Origin of the sequence: Streptomyces griseobrunneus (genome assembly GCF_046713465.1) — a bacterium.
In the GTDB taxonomy this organism is placed as follows: domain Bacteria; phylum Actinomycetota; class Actinomycetes; order Streptomycetales; family Streptomycetaceae; genus Streptomyces; species Streptomyces microflavus.
In genome coordinates, this window is record NZ_CP177080.1 from 952909 (window position 1) to 969718 (window position 16810).

The following is a 16810-nucleotide window of genomic DNA, read 5'->3' on the forward strand; positions in this document are numbered from 1 at the left end:
GGGCCACCGGAGGGTTGACCGGGCGCCGGAGCCGCCGGGACGCATCAGGTCCGCCCCCTGGAGGTCAGCCGGGAGACATGGCGGGCGTCCAGGCCGGAGAGGCCGCGCACCGCGACGTACGCCTTCTCGTGGCCGGGCAGCGAGACCCGGCCGCGCAGCACGGCCTCCGGGTCGCGCTCGATCCGGTCCAGCAGGCGGCGGTAGATCCCGGCCATGGCGGCGACGCAGGCGCCGCTGCGGCGGTCGAGCATCGGCAGCAGGCGGTACCCCTCGGCGAACAGGGCGCGGGCCCGGCGCACCTCGAAGTGGATGAGGCCCGCGAAGTCGGAGCCGGGCGGCGGGGTGGACCGGTGGAATCCGGCGGAGCAGCCGAACTTGGCCAGGTCGTCGGCGGGGAGGTAGGTCCGCCCGTTGCCGGCGTCCTCCCGGACGTCGCGCAGGATGTTGGTGAGCTGGAGGGCGAGGCCGAGGGTGTCGGCGTACTCCGGGGCCCGCTCGGCACCGGGTGCGCCCGGTTCCGTACCGAAGACGCCGAGGCTGAGGCGTCCGATGGCGCCGGCGACGCAGCGGCAGTAGGTCTTGAGGTCGTCCCAGGTCTCGTACGTGGCGCCGCGGACGTCCATCAGGACGCCGTCGATCAGTTCGTCGAGGCCGTCGAGCGGCAGCGGGAAGCGGTGGGCGGCGTCGGCGAGGGCGACGGCCACCGGGTCGGTGTCGTCCTCCTCGACCTTGCCGTGCCTGATCCGGTCGAGCAGCTCACGGGTGCTCTCCAGCCGGGTCCGCTTGGTGCCCGGGTCCAGCTCTCCGTCGCCGATGTCGTCGACGCGACGGGAGAAGGCGTACAGCGCCGACATGGCCTGCCGCTTCTCGTACGGCAGCAGCCTGATCCCGTAGGCGAAGTTCCGGGCCTGCTGTCCGGTGACGGCCTCGCAGTAACTGTATGCGGCCTGTACCGGCGGCGACATGTACGTCGTCTGTCCCTCCACGGTCCGGCTCACCCCTCTCTACGCGCTCTTCGCAGGACGACTGCGACTTCGCGCAGCATGCTGGGCTTGGTGGGCTTGGGCGGCCCGGGCAGTACGTCGAATCCGGCGGCCGAGACCGCCGCGAGGGCGGAGCGCCCGCCGCCGACGAATCCGGCGAGCAGGAGCTTGAGTCTGCCGTCGACACTGCCCACCAGCGGGATGCCTTCCTTCAGCAGCTCGCTCGCGCGTTCGGATTCGTAGGCGATCAGGGCACGGACCGAGGCGCCCGCGGACGGCCGGGCCAGGTCGGCCTCGGTGACCCGGAAGCGGTCCATGTCCTCGGCGGGCAGATAGATCCGGTCGCGTCCCAGGTCCTCGGCCACGTCCTGGAGGTGCTCGACGATCTGGAGCGCGGTGCAGACCGCGTCCGAGAGGCGTACGCGCTCCGGGCTCGTGGTGCCGGTGAGGGCGAGGACCAGCCGGCCGACCGGGTTGGCGGAGAGCTCGCAGTAGGCGGAGAGCTCCCCGTAGGTGGCGTAGCGGCGGACCTTCTGGTCCTGCCGGTTGGCCTCGATCAGGCCGAGGAAGGGTTCGGGGGTGAGCGCGCGGCGCCGCACGGTGGGGCGCAGGGCGCGCAGCAGGGGGTGGTGCGGCTCCTGGCCGGTGGTGGCGAAGACCCGGTGCAGGTCGGCCTCGAACGCGTCGAGCATGGCGAGCCGGTCGTCGCTCTGTTCCGGGTCCAGGCCCAGGTGGCGGGCGTCGGCGCCGCCGGGGGCGAGGTCGCCGTCGCCGATGTCGTCGACGAGCCGGGCGTAGCCGTAGACAGCCATCAGGTCGTCGCGCCAGGCGCGGGGCAGGAAGAACGGGGCCACGGGGAAGTTCTCGTCCGCGGCCTTGCCGAGCGTGGCGTCACCGGTGCGCGCCTGCTGGGTGGAGGTCACTGCGGACCGCCCGGCGCGGGGACGGCGAAACCACGTCGGAGCTGGAGAATTTCCGTCATTGCCGTCACATCACCCGTTCTACACTGCTGATCCAAAACATCCCTTTTCGGACACGCCGCTCGTTCTTCCGAGTGCACTGCGGCACAGCGGGCGAAGCGCCGGGGGCGTATCGCCCCACTTGCCATGAATCAGCACCGCTACAGCTTACGTTGTACAGCTCACAGGGGTGTGGCGGGGTGGAGCGCCCGCGGCGCGGACACCGCATCGCTTGTCAACCTTCCCCGTACGCCGGTGGATTGACGTCATCCGCCGGGAGGAGATCGCCCCCGCAGGCGTACTGCGGGTGGCCTCCGCCGCCCCCGCACACCGCAGTGGCCCCCACCGGAAGCGGTCCGGCGGGGGCCACGGTCGGCTGCGGAGCTACTTGCCCGTCTCGCGTTCGTACGCCTTGAGGACTTCCTCGGTGGGGCCGTCCATAAGGAGCTCGCCCTTCTCCAGCCAGAGCGCCCGGTCGCAGGTGTCCCGGATCGACTTGTTGTTGTGGCTGACCAGGAAGACGGTGCCCGCCTCCTTGCGGAGCTCGCGGATCCGCTCCTCGGAGCGGACCCGGAACTTGCGGTCACCGGTGGCCAGCGCCTCGTCGATCATGAGGACGTCGTGGTTCTTGGCGGCGGCGATGGAGAAGCGCAGGCGCGCCGCCATGCCGGAGGAGTACGTCCGCATCGGCAGGGTGATGAAGTCGCCCTTCTCGTTGATGCCGGAGAAGTCCACGATCTCGCGGTAGCGCTCGCGGATCTCGTCCCGGGTCATGCCCATGGCCAGACCGCCCAGCACCACGTTGCGCTCGCCGGTGAGGTCGCTCATCAGCGCCGCGTTCACGCCGAGCAGCGAGGGCTGCCCGTCGGTGTAGACATGGCCGGACTCGGTCGGCAGCAGGCCGGCGATGGCCCGCAGCAGCGTCGACTTCCCGGAGCCGTTGGTGCCGATGAGGCCGATGGCCTCGCCGCGGTAGGCCGTGAAGGAGACACCGCGCACGGCGTGCACCTTCCTGACCCCGCGCGGCTCGCCCTTGCCGCGGCGCATCATGCGGCTCAGCGCCGCGGTGGCGCTGCCCCGCCCGCCGCCGGTGCCGTTGACCCGGTAGACGATGTGGACATCGTCGGCGATGACCGTGGGAATCCGTCCCTGCGTGTTTTCCTCAGCCACGGCCGTACCGTTCCTCTGCCTTCCAGAAGTACACGAATCCCACGACGCCCAGCAGCACGGCCCAGGCCAGGCCGACGGCCCAGACGTGGTCCGGCAGGTTCTCGGAGCCGTAGCCGTCGATCAGGGCGAAGCGGACCAGGTCCATGTAGATCGCCGCCGGGTTGTACTGGAGCACGTCGGCGATCCAGGCCGGCTTGTCCTTGAGCATCACCGGGATGGAGAACATGACGCCCGAGGCGTACATCCAGGTCCGCATGACGAACGGCATCAGCTGCGCGAGGTCGGGGGTCTTGGAGCCGAGCCGCGCCATGACGAGGGCCAGGCCGGTGTTGAAGAAGAACTGGAGGATCAGGGCGGGGATCACCAGGAGCCACGAGAGCGACGGGTAGCTGCCGAAGATGATGGCGACCGCGACCAGCACGATCATCGAGAAGAGCAGCTGCTGGAGCTGCTGGAGCGAGAAGGAGATGGGGAGCGAGGCCCGGGGGAAGTGGAGGGCCCGGACCAGTCCGAGGTTGCCGGAGATCGACCGGACGCCCGCCATCACGGAGCTCTGGGTGAAGGTGAAGACGAAGACGCCCGTGACCAGGAACGGCACGAAGACCTCGTTGGGGATCCCCTCCCTGGTCCCCAGGATCAGCCCGAAGATCAGGTAATAGACAGCGGCGTTCAGGAGGGGGGTGACCACCTGCCACAGCTGGCCCAGTTTGGCCTGGCTGTACTGCGCGGTCAGCTTCGCCCGGGAAAAGGCCAGGATGAAGTGGCGCCGGCCCCAGAGCTGTTTCATGTATGCGAACAGCCCCGGCCGGGCGCCGCTCACGGTCAGGCCGTACTTGGCGGCCAGCTGGGCCGCGCCGAGGCCCTCGTCGGCGGACGGAGGGGTCCCGAGGGCTACCCCACCGTCGTGGGTCGTGTCACTCACAAGTTGAAACTCTCGTCTTCACGCGCAGCCAGTCGCGGGCGCGGCTCAGGCGGACAGGTCCCGGAAAGAAAATACGCCTCATGCTCTCAGAGGAAAGCCTCTCAGATGACCGGAGGTCGGCCCAGCCTCGTCAGCCGCCACACCGTACGCCACTTCATCGGGCGCCGGGGTCCGCAGGGCGTCGACCAGCCTTCCCGGAAACCGCCGAACCATGCCTTCAACGCGGGTGGCGACGGGCGTCTGACCAGGGTGAGGAGCAGCCAGACCCCCACGTAGAGGGGGACCAGCGGGGCGGGCAGGTTCCGGCGGGCGAGCCAGACCCGGTTGCGGGCCACCATGCGGTGGTAGACCGCGTGCCGGGAGGGGGCCGTGGTGGGGTGGTTCAGCACCATGTCCGCGCGGTAGTCGATCATCCAGCCCGCGTCCAGCGCCCGCCAGGCGAGGTCCGTCTCCTCATGGGCGTAGAAGAACTCCTCCGGCAGCGGGCCGACCTCGGCGACCACCCGGGTGCGTACGGCGTTGGCGCCGCCGAGGAAGGTCGTCACGCGCGAGGAGCGCATCGGGTCGGCCGCCCGGAGCCGGGGCACGTGCCGGCGCTGGGTGGCGCCCGTCTCCGGGTCGGCGATCCGGAAGGTGATGATGCCGAGCTCCGGGTCCGCCTCGAACGCCCGGCGGCAGAGCTCGGCGGTGTCCCGGTTCGGCAGCAGCCCGTCGTCGTCGAGGAAGAGCAGGGCGTCCACGTCCGCGCCGGAGGGGCCGAACGCCTCGATGCCGACGTTGCGGCCGCCGGGGATGCCCAGGTTCTCGGGCAGTTCCACGGTCCGTACACCGGCCGGGACGTCCGGTACCGGGGCCCCGTTGCCGACCACCACGACCTCGATGCGGTCACCCTCCTGCGCGGTGACCGAATCGAGGAGGGCGCGGAGCTCGTCGGGGCGGTTGCCCATGGTGATGATCACCGCGCCCAGTTTCATGGGAGAGGTCACTTCAGCCTGCTGGAGGCCAGGACGGACACCAGGTGCAGCAGGGTCTGCAGCAGCGCGATGCCGGCCATGACCGCCACGGTCAGGCGGGTGTAGAAGAGGTCGCCCCCGATCGCGTCCACGACGGCCACCACGAGGATCACCAGCGAGGCCTCGATGCCGAGGATCAGCCGGTGGAACTTGAGCGCCCCGGCCGCCCGGCGGGCCAGCGCCATGCCGGAGGAGCGCGGCTCGGACGCCGCCTCCTTGACCGGCGGCAGCCCGCCCTGGTGGCGGGCCACGCCGACCAGGTCCGTCTCGGCCTTGATCAGGATCGCGCCGAGGGCGGCGAGGGTGCCCAGGAAGGCCCAGAGCCAGTCGATCCGGCCCTCGCCCCAGATGTCGGCGGCACGCAGGCCGAGGCCGACGAGCACCGCCGCGTCGCACAGGTAGGCGGCGACCCGGTCCAGGTAGACGCCACTGAGCGAGTACTGCTTCTTCCAGCGGGCGAGCTCGCCGTCCACGCAGTCGAACAGCAGGTAGAGCTGGACCATCACCACGCCGAGCACGGCGCCCCAGATGCCCGGCACCAGCAGGGCCGGGGCGGCCAGCGCGCCGGCCAGCGTCATCACGTACGTGACCTGGTTGGGGGTGACCCGGGTGTTCACCAGGTAGCGGTCCACGCGCAGGGAGACCTCACGCATGTACATACGGCCGGCCCAGTGCTCGCCGCTGCGCCGGTCCTTCACCCCCGGGGGGTGTACGACCGGACGGAGTTCAGCTACTGATGGTCGTCGCATAGTCGGCGTACGCGTCCCTGATCTGGTCGGTGGACAGGTTGAGGTGCTCCAGGATCGTGAAACGTCCCGGACGCGTCTGCGGCGCGTAGTCGACGGCCCTGACGAACTCGTCGACGCTGAACCCGATCTCCTCCGGCAGGACCGGCAGACCGTGGCGGCGCAGTATCGATGCCATCAGGAGGGACTCCTGGCGGGCACCGCGCAGATGCATGGCGAAGCAGGCGCCGAGGCCGACCTGCTCGCCGTGGCTCGCCGCCCGCTGGGGGTACAGCAGGTCGAAGGCGTGGTTGATCTCGTGGCAGGCGCCGGACGCCGGACGGGAGTCGCCCGCGACCGACATCGAGATGCCGGTGAGCACGAGCCCCTCGGCCAGCACCTTGAGGAAGGCGTCGTCGCCGACCCCGCCGGGGTGGCGCAGCACGGCCTCGCCGGCCTGGCGGGCCATCGCGGCGGCCAGGCCGTCGATCTCCTCGCCGTTGACCTCGTGGGCCAGCTCCCAGTCGGCGACGCAGGAGATGTTCGAGATCGCGTCGCCGATGCCGGAGCGGACGTAGCGGGCGGGCGCCTCACGGATCACGTCGAGGTCGATGACCACGGCGATCGGGGTGGGCACCCCGTAGGAGCCGCGCCCGTTGTCGTTGTCCAGGGTGGCGACCGGTGAGCACAGGCCGTCGTGCGAGAGGTTCGTCGCGACGGCGACCATGGGCAGCCCGACCCGCGCCGCGGCGTACTTCGCCACGTCGATGATCTTGCCGCCGCCGAGGCCCACCACCGCGTCGTACCGGTTGCCCTTGATGCCGTCGGCGAGCTTCACCGCGGAGTCGATCGTGCCGTCGGAGACGGCGTACCAGTCGGCACCCGGCAGGACCGGGGCGAGCCTCTCCCGCAGGGCGCGCCCGGAGCCGTCGCTGATCGCGATGGCGAGCTTGCCCGAGGAGGAGATCCGCTGATCGGCCAGGAGACCCGCCAGATCGTCCATGGCGCCGCGCCGGATGTCGACGACGACCGGGGACGGAATGAGCCGGGTCAGTACTGGCACGCGATCTCCCGGCCCTTCTTGAGGTCGTCGTGGTTGTCGATCTCGACCCAGGTCACGGTGCCGATGGGGGCCACGTCGACGGTGAAGCCGCGGTTGACGAGCTCCTGGTAGCCGTCCTCGTAGTAGAGGTCGGGGTCGCGCTCGAAGGTGGTCTTCAGCGCGTCCGCGAGCTCCTCGGCGGCCTCGGCCTCGATGAGGGTGACGCCGATGTACTCACCGGTCGCGGTGGCCGGGTCCATCAGCTTGGTGATGCGCTGGACGCCCTTGCCCTCCTCGGTGATGACCTTCATCTCCTCGTCGGCGAGGCTCTTCTCGGCGTCCAGGGCGAGGATGATCTTCTGGCCCTTGCCGCGGGCGTCCAGGAGGGTCTTCTCGACGGAGACCGGGTGCACGGTGTCGCCGTTGGCGAGGATCACACCGCGCTTGATGACGTCACGGGCGCACCAGAGGGAGTAGGCGTTGTTCCACTCCTCGGCCTTGTCGTTGTCGATGAGCGTGAGGGTGACGCCGTACGTCGCCTCCAGCTCGGCCTTGCGCGCATAGACGGCTTCCTTGCGGTAGCCGACGACGATCGCGACCTCGGTGAGCCCGACCGCCGCGAAGTTGGCCAGCGTGAGGTCGAGGACCGTCTTGTCGCCGTCGACAGGGACGAGCGCCTTGGGGAGCGTGTCCGTGTAGGGGCGCAGACGTCGTCCTGCACCGGCTGCCAGTACGAGGCCGATCATGCGAGTTCTCCTTCGTCGTGTACGGCGGGGGCCGAGGAGGACACCCAGAAGCGGATGGACTCCACGAGCACCACCAGAGCCACGGCCACCGCGAGGGCGGTGAGAGCCGTGGTGAAACCTGAGGTGTGGGTGAGTACGGCGGCGAGGACGGCCACCAGCGCGGTGCGGCCCTCGTGTCCACCGATCGTCCGCACCAGCCACTGGGGCGGCGCGCCGGTGCCTCCGCGGATGCGGTACACCGTGTCGTAGTGATGGTAGGCGACGGCCGAAACGAGCCCGAAGGCTGCCGGAACGGCGTGCGGGACGTCGCTGCGGGCCGCCAGCACGAGGACCGTGACGTACTCCGCGGCCCGGAACAGCGGCGGCACCAGCCAGTCGAGCGCGCCCTTGAGCGGGCGGGCGACGGCGAGGCCGGAGAGGACCACGTACACCGCGGCGGCGGCGACGGTGAGCCGGCTGCCGTACGGGAGGAAGAGGGCGGCGCCGACCATCACGAGGGTGCCGAGCAGGGCGACCACCGGGGCCGTGAAAGCGCCCCGGAGTCCCGGTGCGACCGCCGCGACGGCCTGGGCGAGCGGGCCGGAGTCGGCGAGGTCCGCCAGGGCCTGCGCGGCGCGGTCGGTGCGGCTCGCCCTGCGGGTCAGCGAGCGCAGGAGGCGGCCCGCCGTGGTGTAGCAGGCGGCGAGGGCGCAGCCGACGAGCAGGGCGTAGAAGACGATGCGGGGGGTGGTGAACGCGGTGAGCACCGCGATCATGGCCCAGCGCTCGCCGATCGGCAGCACGATCATCCGGCGCGCCCAGACCGTCCAGCCGACGCTGTCGAGCTTGTCGGAGAGGGCGGCGGTGGGGCTGGTGTTGGCGACCGCGTCGTGGTTGGCCTCGTTGAACGAGAAGTCCACGACATGGCGGCAGGCCTGTAGGACCATCGCGCCGAGCGCCAGGACCCAGACGTCATCGCCGCCGCGGACGGCGCCGATGGCGAGCCCGGCGTAGTACGCGTACTCCTTGGCCCGGTCGAAGGTGGCGTCCAGCCAGGCGCCCATCGTGGAGTACTGCAGCGAGTAGCGGGCGAGCTGCCCGTCGGTGCAGTCCAGCACGAAGGAGACCAGGAGCAGGATCCCGGCGGCGACATAGCCGCCCCGGGTGCCGGTGGCCGCGCAGCCGGCCGCGATGAGCGCGGTGATCAGCGAGGCGGTGGTGACCTGGTTCGGGGTGAGGTTGCGGCGGGCGCACCAGCGCGCGATGTAGCGGGAGTAGGGGCTGATCGCGAAGGTGGTGAAGAAGCCGTCGTGCGCCTTGACCGCGCTCCGCAGCCGTACCGCCTCGTCGTCGACCGAGGCGACGGCGGCCGCCGCTGCGGCCTCCTGCTCCGGGTCGGTCGGGACGGCCGCGACCAGCGAACCGAGGGCGGGGCGCTGTACGGCGGTGCCCTCGGCCTCCAGTGCGACCGCGATGCGGCCGGGGACGGTGCGGTCCTCGGGTGCGGGGTCGGTGTCCGGGTCGACGACGGGGGCGCCCGCGCCGACGGCGGCCGCGGTGCGGTGCAGCGCGCGCAGCAGGGCCCCGCGGGCCTCGGGCCGGGCGGTGAGCGCGCCGGGGACGGTGGCGGCGGGGAAGCGCGGGTCGGTCAGTCCGAGCCGCAGTGCGTGGACGTGGCCCACGAAGCGCGGGTCGACGAGGGCGACCCGGCGGCCGGCCGGGACGGCGGCGAGGAGTGCTGCGGCGTCACCTGCGTCGACGGCGGTGAGCACGTCGAAGCCCAGGGACCTCAGATCGTCCGTGAGCGACGAGCCGGGTGCCGGCGTACCGGTGAGGATGGCGGTCGACAGACGAACTCACTCCTTGGCACTGACGGTGGACGACACACGGCAGCACGGCCACGAGACGGGCCGGCGGCGTGTCGGCTGAGGCTATCGGATGAACGGAAGGCCGAGTTCACCACCCGTTTGTGCGCCGTTCGGGTGGACCTGATCGGGCCGGTTCCGTCTCCGGTCATCATGATCGATCGGTGCCCCGGCCCACAAACCGCCGGTCGGGCGGGGTGGACGCGAGCCTTAGGCTGACGGCCATGACATGGCTGATCACAGGCGGGGCGGGATACATCGGGGCACATGTGGCGCGGGCCATGGCCGGGGCGGGAGAGCGGGTCGTGGTGCTCGACGACGGCTCGACGGGTGTCGTGGACCGGCTGCCGGACTCCGTCACGCTGGTGGAGGGCTCGGCCTCGGACCGGGCGCTGCTGGACCGGGTGCTGGCCGGTCACGCGGTGAGCGGTGTGGTGCATCTCGCGGCGAAGAAGCAGGTCGGCGAGTCCGTGGAGAAGCCGCTGCTGTACTACCGGGAGAACATCGCCGGGCTGGGCGTGCTGCTGGAGGCCGTGGTCGCTGCGGGTGTGCGGCGCTTCCTCTTCTCGTCGTCGGCGGCGGTGTACGGCGTACCGGATGTGGAGCTCATCACCGAGGAGACGCCCTGCCTGCCGATCAACCCGTACGGCGAGACCAAGCTCGCCGGGGAGTGGCTGGTGCGGGCGACGGGGAAGGCGCACGGGCTCTCCACCGCCTGTCTGCGGTACTTCAACGTCGCGGGTGCGGCCGGGCCCGAGCTGGCCGACACCGGGGTCTTCAACATCGTCCCGATGATCTTCGACCGGCTGACGCGCGGTGAGGCGCCCCGGATCTTCGGGGACGACTACCCGACGCCCGACGGCACTTGTGTCCGTGACTACATCCACGTCGCCGACCTGGCCGACGCCCACCTCGCCGTGGCCCGGAAGCTGGCGGTGCGCGAGGGCGGCGATCTGACGCTGAACATCGGCCGGGGCGAGGGCGTCTCGGTACGGGAGCTGGTCGACGTGATCGGGGAGGTGTCCGGGCACCCCGTGGAGCCGGTCGTGGAACCGCGCCGCGCGGGGGACGCGGCGAAGGCCGTGGCGTCGGACGCCCGGATGGTCCGGGAGCTGGGGTGGACGGCCCGCCGGGACGTCCGCTCGATGGTGGAGTCGGCCTGGGAGGGCTGGTGCCTGCGCCACCCCGAGGCCCGCGCCGGGGCTCGTCCGTGATCACGGCCGGCCTTCGCTCCGAGCAGCGTCCGTGATCACCTGAGGGCTCTGACCTGCGGAACGTTTCCGCAGGTCAGAGCAGACGACAACGGTGTTCAGTGCCGTGTTGCCCGATACCCCCCACCCGTAGTTCACTGGCCCTGGTCGGGCGGTTTCGCCCCGGCGCCGTCGCACGGACCTGGAGGCGTTTCCCATGGGGGCTGGCCACGATCACGGGCACACACACGGCGGGCCGCCCCCGACGGGCACCGCGGCCGCCGCGTACCGGGGCAGGCTCCGGGTCGCTCTGGGGATCACGCTGAGCGTGATGGTCATGGAGATCGTCGGCGGGGTGCTCTCCGACTCGCTGGCCCTGATCGCGGACGCCGCCCACATGGCCACCGACGCCCTGGGGCTCGGGATGGCGCTGCTCGCCATCCACTTCGCCAACCGGCCCGCCGGGCCGAACCGCACGTTCGGCTTCGCCCGCGCCGAGATCCTGGCGGCGCTCGCCAACTGTCTGTTGCTGCTGGGGGTCGGCGGCTACCTGGTCTTCGAAGCGGTCGAGCGGTTCATCACCCCGGCCGAGACGAAGGGCGGCCTGGCCATCGCGTTCGCCGCCGTCGGTCTGGTGGCCAACATCGTCTCGCTCTCCCTGCTGACCCGCGGGCAGAAGGACAGCCTCAACGTGCGGGGCGCCTATCTGGAGGTGCTGGCCGACACCCTGGGCTCGCTCGCCGTGATCATCTCGGCGGGCGTCATCATGGCGACCGGCTGGCAGGCCGCCGACCCGATCGCCTCCCTGGTGATCGGCCTGATGATCGTCCCCCGGACGGTGAAGCTGCTGCGGGAGACCCTGAACGTGCTGCTGGAGGCGGCGCCCAAGGGCGTGGACATGGCGGAGGTACGGGCCCACATCACGGCGCTCCCCGGTGTGCTGGACGTCCACGACCTGCACGCCTGGACGATCACCTCGGGGATGCCGGTGCTCTCCGCGCATGTGGTGGTGCGCCAGGAGATGCTCGACTCGATAGGGCACGAGAAGGTGCTGCACGAGCTGCAGGGGTGCCTCGGGGACCACTTCGACGTGGAGCACTGCACCTTCCAGCTGGAGCCGAGCGGTCACGCGGAGCACGAGGCGCGTCTCTGCCACTGAGCGCCACCGGGCGGGGCGCGGCGGCGGTGCTAGGGTGATTTCGCTGAGACGTTCGAGTCTCGCGGTGGACGGCCCCGGTGGACCGGGACCCTTTCGAGAGGAGCTGAGGTTGATGACGGTCGCGACGACGCCTTCCCGGCGCGGCAATCGGTCCTTCCTCATCTCCCGGGTTTCCGGCTAGGTCCACCTCTTTTTTCCCCGGATCGGGCCGGAGCCCTCACACCCAAGGGTTCCCACGTTGACCGACCACACCGACGCCTCGCGCACCGAGGCGTTCTTCACCCTGCACCACCGTCTTCCCCGGCAGAGCGCCGGCTCCGACGCGACCACGCGCCGGCTGCTCGCTCCAGCCGGTCCCCTGCGCGACCGTCCGCGCGTCCTCGACCTGGGCTGCGGCCCCGGCCGTGCCGCCCTGCTGCTCGCCGCCGAGGCGGGCGCCGAGGTGACCGCGGTCGACCTGCACCAGCCGTTCCTGGACGAGCTGCGCGAGGCGGCCGAGGCGCGCGGCCTGGGCGACCGTATCCGTACGGTCCGCGCCGACATGGGCGACCTCACCGGCCGGGAGTTCCCGGCCGGCTCCTTCGACCTGGTCTGGGCCGAGGGGTCCGCGTACTGCATCGGGTTCGCCACCGCCGTACGCGACTGGCAGCGGCTGCTCGCCCCGGGCGGCGCGATGATGATCTCCGAGTGCGTCTGGACCACGGACACGCCGTCGGCCGGGGCGCGCGGCTTCTGGGACCGCAACGGCTCCCTGCGCACCCTGCCGGAGACCACCGCGGTGGCCGTCGCCGCGGGCTGCACGGTCGCGGAGGTCCTGGTCCAGCCCGACAGCGACTGGGACGAGTACTACGTCCCGCTCGCCGAGCGGGTCCGGAGCGCCGACCCGACGGCTCCCGGCATGGAGTGGGCGCTCGCGGCCACCCGTGAGGAGCTGGCGGTGCGGCGTGATCACGGCGCGGAGTACGGCTATGCCGCGTACGTACTGCGCCCGGCCGATCCCCGCTGGGCCACCCGGCCGGAGACGGCGGCGGACCGGGAGGCCGTGCACGCGGTCAACACGGCCGCGTTCCCGACCCGGGAGGAGGCCGACCTCGTGGACGCGCTCCGGGCCGACGCCGATGCCTGGCTGCCGGGTCTCTCGTACGTCGCCGAGGCGCCGGACGGTTCCCTGGCGGCGTACGCGCTGCTGACCCGGTGCCGGGTCGGTGACGCCCCGGCGCTCGCGCTGGCCCCGGTGGCCACCTCGCCCGCACATCAGCGGCAGGGGGCCGGGCAGGCCGTGGTGCGGGCGGTGCTCGATGCGGCCCGGGTGCGCGGCGAGGCCCTGGTGGTGGTGCTCGGGCATCCCGGTTACTACCCGCGCTTCGGCTTCGGACCGGCCTCCCGCCACGGGATCCGGCCGGGATTCGAGGTGCCGGACGAGGCGATGATGGCGCTGGTGCTCGACGGTTCCGTCCCGGTTCCCGCGGGCATGATCCGTTATCCGGCGGCCTTCGGGGTCTGACGCCCCGTCCGCCCCGCCGCGCTCACGGGCGCGGCGGGGCGGACATGCCCGGACCCGCAGTGCGGACAAGCGGCTTTTTTACGGCAGACTTGACCGGACTCCAGGGGTCCGACGCACGAGGCCGGGGACCACAGACAAGGATGGGTATGCCGACCACACCAGCCACCGCGACGCACAGCTCGTCGAACGGCACCGCAGAAGCGATCATGCTCGAACTGGTCGACGAGAACGGCACCACCATCGGCACCGCGGAGAAGCTGGCGGCCCACCAGGCCCCCGGGCAGCTGCACCGCGCGTTCTCCGTCTTCCTCTTCGACGAGCAGGGACGGCTGCTGCTCCAGCGCAGAGCGCTCGGCAAGTACCACTCCCCCGGTGTCTGGTCGAACACGTGCTGCGGGCACCCCTACCCGGGCGAGGCGCCCTTCGCGGCGGCCGCGCGGCGTACGTACGAGGAGCTGGGGATCGCGCCCTCGCTGCTCGCCGAGGCGGGCACGGTCCGCTACAACCACCCGGACCCGGCCTCGGGCCTGGTGGAGCAGGAGTTCAACCACCTGTTCGTGGGGATGGCGCAGGAGGAGCTGAAGCCGGACCCGGAGGAGGTCGGCGGGACGGCCTTCGTGACGGCGACGGAGCTCGCGGAGCGGCATGCGCAGGCGCCGTTCTCCGCGTGGTTCATGACGGTGCTGGACGCGGCGCGGCCGGCGATCCGTGAACTGACGGGGCCGTCCGCAGGCTGGTGACCCCCTCTGCGGACCGTGTACGGGGCGGTCAGAGCTGCGTCTTCAACGGCAGCGCCGCCCAGATGATCTTGCCGCCGCTCGCGGTGTGCTCCACGTCGCAGGTCCCGCCCGCCTCCGCGGTGATCTCCTTGACCAGCAGCAGCCCGCGTCCGCCGGTCTGCGCGTAGTCCGTCTCCAGGGCCGTGGGCCGGTAGGGGTGGTTGTCCTCGACCGACACCCTGACCCAGTCGGCACCGATGGCCACCTCGACCGCCAGTTCGGGCGAGAGCAGCGCCGCGTGCTTGACGGCGTTGGTGACCAGCTCCGAGACGATCAGCAGCAGACCCTGGAGGATGTCCTCCTCGATCGGCACGCCCTGGCGGCCCAGGAGGTCGCGCACGGCGTGCCGGGCCTGGGGCACGGACACTTCGACGGCGGGGGCGGTGAAGCGCCACACCCCCTCGTAGGACACGGGATCGGCAGGGGCACTCCCGAGGCTCTCCATCGTCCGGCACCAGCTCTCACTCGCACTGCACTGACCGTCGAGTAAAGAGTGTTGGGAATGGCTTGGTCCATACCGTGCCACTGATCGGAAATAGCTGTGTATCGGCGCTATTTGACCGAAGGTGCACGATGACGCCAGGTGGTGGACTACTTCTGCCCGTCTTCCGGGGCCTTGGGCGGACTGTCCGTAGCCGGGCCGGGTGCATCGAGCCGATCCGAGACCATGCTGACGATGCGGCGCCCGCCGATCCCGACGGCGATGAGCCCGAGGCCGTCGAAGAGCAGGGCCAGCGAGAAGAAGGTGCCCAGAACGTACAGGCTGCTGTGCGGCCAGTCGAACAGCACCAGCAGGCCCAGCAGCAGCCCGAAGGCCCCTTGCAGCAGCGTCCACCCCATCTGCGGACCTCGGACGACGACGCTGCCGACCAGCCGGAACACCCCGCCCGTCAGGAAGAGCAGCGCGGCGAACATGGTCAGCGCCTCCGCGGTGCCCTCCGGGTGGCGGATCACCACCACTCCCGCGGCGAGGTTCAGGGCGGCGACCACGACACCCAGCCAGAAGTAGTTGGTGCCGCGCGACTCGATCGCGTGCGCCAGGCCGACGACACCTCCGATCAGCAGCAGCCAGCCGAAGAGCAGCATCGAGGTGAGGGTGGCGACGCCGGTGTAGATCAGGCCGACGATCCCCGCGATCACCAGCAGCGTGCCGAGCAGGGCGAGCCAGCTGAAACTGCGGGTGAGCTTCCTGCCCTCGGCGGAGGTTCCGCGTCTCCCGCCCTGGGCGGTGCGTCCGTGCTCCCTGCCCTCGGCGGTGGGTCCGTTCATCGACAGCTCCTCACGGTGCGTGTCCGCTTCGCGACCCCTTCTTGATCATAGGTTCGAACCCTGCGGATAGCATCCGGCGCATGGACCGTACGGAACCCCAGCTGCTCTGCTCCGTCGACGGCGGTGTCGCCACCGTCGTGATCAGCCACCCCGCCAAGCGCAACGCCATGACCGCCGCGATGTGGCGGAGCCTGCCCGAGCTGCTGCAGAGGCTGGCCGCCGACCCGGCGGTCCGGGTGCTGGTGCTGACGGGGGCCGGGGACACCTTCTGCGCCGGGGCGGACATCTCCACGCTGCGGGAGACCGCGGGGGACGCCCAGGCCCTCGCGGTGGCGGCCGAGGAGGCGCTGGCCGCCTTCCCCCGGCCGACGCTCGCCGCCGTGCGGGGCTACTGCGTGGGTGGCGGCAGCCAGCTCGCGGCCGCCTGCGATCTGCGGTTCGCCCAGGAGGGCGCCCTGTTCGGCGTCACCCCGGCCAAGCTCGGCATCGTCTACCCGTCCTCCTCCACCCGGCGGCTGGTCGCCCTCGTCGGCCCGGCCGCGGCCAAACACCTGCTCTTCTCCGGCGAGCTGATCGACACGGAGCGGGCCCTGCGCACCGGCCTGGTGGACGAGGTGCTGCCGGCCGGCGGCCTGGACGGGCGGGTGGCGGCGTACGCGGGGGTGCTGGCCTCGCGCTCCCAGCTGACGCAGGCGGCGGCGAAGGAGTTCGCGGCGGGGCGGCGGGACCGGGACGCGCACTGGGCTGGCCAGGCGCGCTCCAGCGGCGACACCGCGGAGGGGGTCGCCGCCTTCCTGGAGCGGCGGGCGCCGCACTTCACGTACACCACCCCCGCCGAGGGCCCTACCGGGTGACGTGGCGGCTCCTGGCCCGCCACTCCTCGACCAGCGCCGCCGGGGCCTTCTCGGGGGACCCGCAGTCGTAGGGCGGCTGCGGGTCGTACTCGGTCAGCAGCTGCACCGAGCGCGCGGTGTCGTCGCCCGCGATCCGGCCGAGCAGGGTGAGGCCCATGTCGATGCCGGAGGAGACGCCGGCGGCCGTGACGTACTTGCCGTCGAACACCACCCGCTCCCCCGTCGGCTCGGCGCCGAACTCCTTCAGGGCCTCCAGCGCCAGCCAGTGGGAGGTGGCCCGCCGGCCCGTCAGCAGCCCGGCCGCCGCCAGCAGCAGGGAGCCGGTGCAGACGGAGGTCGTCCAGGTGGTGGTGGCGTCGGCCGTGCGCACCCAGCCGAGGAGCGTCCCGTTCTCCATCTGGTCGCCCTGTCCCGGACCGCCCGGCACGATCACCAGATCGGGTGACGGGACCTCGGCGAGGGTCTTGTGGGCGACGAGCTGGAGGCTGCCGCTGTCGTTGGTCACGGGACCGGTCCGTTCGGCGACGAAGACGACCTCGGCGCCGGGGGTGCGGCTGAGGATCTCGTAGGGCCCCACGGCGTCCAGGGCGGTGAAGCGGTCGAAGAGCGGGATGGCGATCTGCACGGGGCTGCCTCTCGGTCGGTACGGCG

General features: G+C 71.6%; 17 protein-coding genes. 5 read left to right on the top strand and 12 right to left on the bottom strand.

Annotated elements, in window-relative coordinates:
* Positions 1 to 44: 44 nt before the first annotated feature.
* The 9 genes from hpnD to ACK8N7_RS04520 all read right to left on the bottom strand — a co-directional run bounded on the left by hpnD (position 45) and on the right by ACK8N7_RS04520 (position 9311).
* A complete protein-coding gene (gene hpnD / locus ACK8N7_RS04480; RefSeq protein ID WP_403210994.1) occupies positions 45 to 965 on the bottom strand; it encodes a presqualene diphosphate synthase HpnD in 921 nt (306 codons plus the stop codon).
* A gap of 29 nt (positions 966 to 994) precedes the next feature.
* The gene (gene hpnC / locus ACK8N7_RS04485) at positions 995 to 1906 is read right to left on the bottom strand and encodes a squalene synthase HpnC (RefSeq protein ID WP_500441048.1); all 912 of its coding nucleotides are present in this window, start codon (positions 1904 to 1906) and stop codon (positions 995 to 997) included.
* A gap of 420 nt (positions 1907 to 2326) precedes the next feature.
* Positions 2327 to 3112, bottom strand: a complete 786-nt coding sequence (locus ACK8N7_RS04490; protein ID WP_403210520.1) for an ABC transporter ATP-binding protein — start codon at positions 3110 to 3112, stop codon at positions 2327 to 2329.
* Positions 3105 to 4034, bottom strand: coding sequence for an ABC transporter permease (locus ACK8N7_RS04495; protein ID WP_403210518.1), 930 nt, complete (start codon positions 4032 to 4034; stop codon positions 3105 to 3107). The genes ACK8N7_RS04490 and ACK8N7_RS04495 overlap by 8 nt, the downstream gene beginning before the upstream one ends.
* Positions 4035 to 4135: 101 nt before the next feature.
* The gene (locus ACK8N7_RS04500; protein WP_403210992.1) at positions 4136 to 5008 is read right to left on the bottom strand and encodes a glycosyltransferase family 2 protein; all 873 of its coding nucleotides are present in this window, start codon (positions 5006 to 5008) and stop codon (positions 4136 to 4138) included.
* A gap of 8 nt (positions 5009 to 5016) precedes the next feature.
* Complete coding sequence (locus ACK8N7_RS04505; protein WP_403210516.1) at positions 5017 to 5796, bottom strand: CDP-alcohol phosphatidyltransferase family protein; 780 nt, start codon at positions 5794 to 5796, stop codon at positions 5017 to 5019.
* The gene (locus ACK8N7_RS04510) at positions 5774 to 6835 is read right to left on the bottom strand and encodes an iron-containing alcohol dehydrogenase family protein (RefSeq protein WP_403210514.1); all 1062 of its coding nucleotides are present in this window, start codon (positions 6833 to 6835) and stop codon (positions 5774 to 5776) included. The genes ACK8N7_RS04505 and ACK8N7_RS04510 overlap by 23 nt, the downstream gene beginning before the upstream one ends.
* Positions 6823 to 7560: a phosphocholine cytidylyltransferase family protein gene (locus ACK8N7_RS04515; protein WP_403210512.1), complete on the bottom strand. Its 738-nt coding sequence runs from the start codon at positions 7558 to 7560 to the stop codon at positions 6823 to 6825. Before ACK8N7_RS04515 ends, ACK8N7_RS04510 begins: the two co-directional genes overlap by 13 nt.
* A complete protein-coding gene (locus ACK8N7_RS04520; RefSeq protein WP_403210510.1) occupies positions 7557 to 9311 on the bottom strand; it encodes a DUF5941 domain-containing protein in 1755 nt (584 codons plus the stop codon). The genes ACK8N7_RS04515 and ACK8N7_RS04520 overlap by 4 nt, the downstream gene beginning before the upstream one ends.
* Before the next feature lie 317 nt (positions 9312 to 9628).
* On the opposite strand from ACK8N7_RS04520, the gene galE reads away from it, so the two are divergent.
* The 4 genes from galE to idi all read left to right on the top strand — a co-directional run bounded on the left by galE (position 9629) and on the right by idi (position 13997).
* A complete protein-coding gene (galE, locus tag ACK8N7_RS04525; RefSeq protein WP_403210505.1) occupies positions 9629 to 10618 on the top strand; it encodes a UDP-glucose 4-epimerase GalE in 990 nt (329 codons plus the stop codon).
* 193 nt (positions 10619 to 10811) lie between these two features.
* Entirely contained in the window at positions 10812 to 11753 is a 942-nt protein-coding gene (locus ACK8N7_RS04530; protein ID WP_403210503.1) for a cation diffusion facilitator family transporter, read from the top strand.
* A gap of 238 nt (positions 11754 to 11991) precedes the next feature.
* Positions 11992 to 13257, top strand: coding sequence for a GNAT family N-acetyltransferase (locus ACK8N7_RS04535; protein ID WP_500441050.1), 1266 nt, complete (start codon positions 11992 to 11994; stop codon positions 13255 to 13257).
* A gap of 146 nt (positions 13258 to 13403) precedes the next feature.
* Positions 13404 to 13997 carry an isopentenyl-diphosphate Delta-isomerase gene (idi, locus tag ACK8N7_RS04540; protein WP_403210499.1) on the top strand — a complete coding sequence of 198 codons (594 nt, stop codon included), beginning with the start codon at positions 13404 to 13406 and terminating at the stop codon, positions 13995 to 13997.
* Between the two features lie 28 nt (positions 13998 to 14025).
* Here idi and ACK8N7_RS04545 read toward each other — a convergent pair whose 3' ends face one another.
* Together ACK8N7_RS04545 and ACK8N7_RS04550 are read right to left on the bottom strand one after the other, a co-directional pair.
* Positions 14026 to 14481, bottom strand: a complete 456-nt coding sequence (locus ACK8N7_RS04545) for an ATP-binding protein (RefSeq protein WP_015612691.1) — start codon at positions 14479 to 14481, stop codon at positions 14026 to 14028.
* Positions 14482 to 14627: 146 nt separating this feature from the next.
* Entirely contained in the window at positions 14628 to 15305 is a 678-nt protein-coding gene (locus ACK8N7_RS04550; protein WP_403210497.1) for an HdeD family acid-resistance protein, read from the bottom strand.
* A gap of 80 nt (positions 15306 to 15385) precedes the next feature.
* Between ACK8N7_RS04550 and ACK8N7_RS04555 the strand changes: the two genes are divergently transcribed.
* Positions 15386 to 16159 carry an enoyl-CoA hydratase/isomerase family protein gene (locus ACK8N7_RS04555; protein ID WP_500441051.1) on the top strand — a complete coding sequence of 258 codons (774 nt, stop codon included), beginning with the start codon at positions 15386 to 15388 and terminating at the stop codon, positions 16157 to 16159.
* Here ACK8N7_RS04555 and ACK8N7_RS04560 read toward each other — a convergent pair.
* Complete coding sequence (locus tag ACK8N7_RS04560; protein WP_403210493.1) at positions 16149 to 16784, bottom strand: DJ-1/PfpI family protein; 636 nt, start codon at positions 16782 to 16784, stop codon at positions 16149 to 16151. The genes ACK8N7_RS04555 and ACK8N7_RS04560 overlap by 11 nt on opposite strands.
* Positions 16785 to 16810 lie beyond the last annotated feature (26 nt).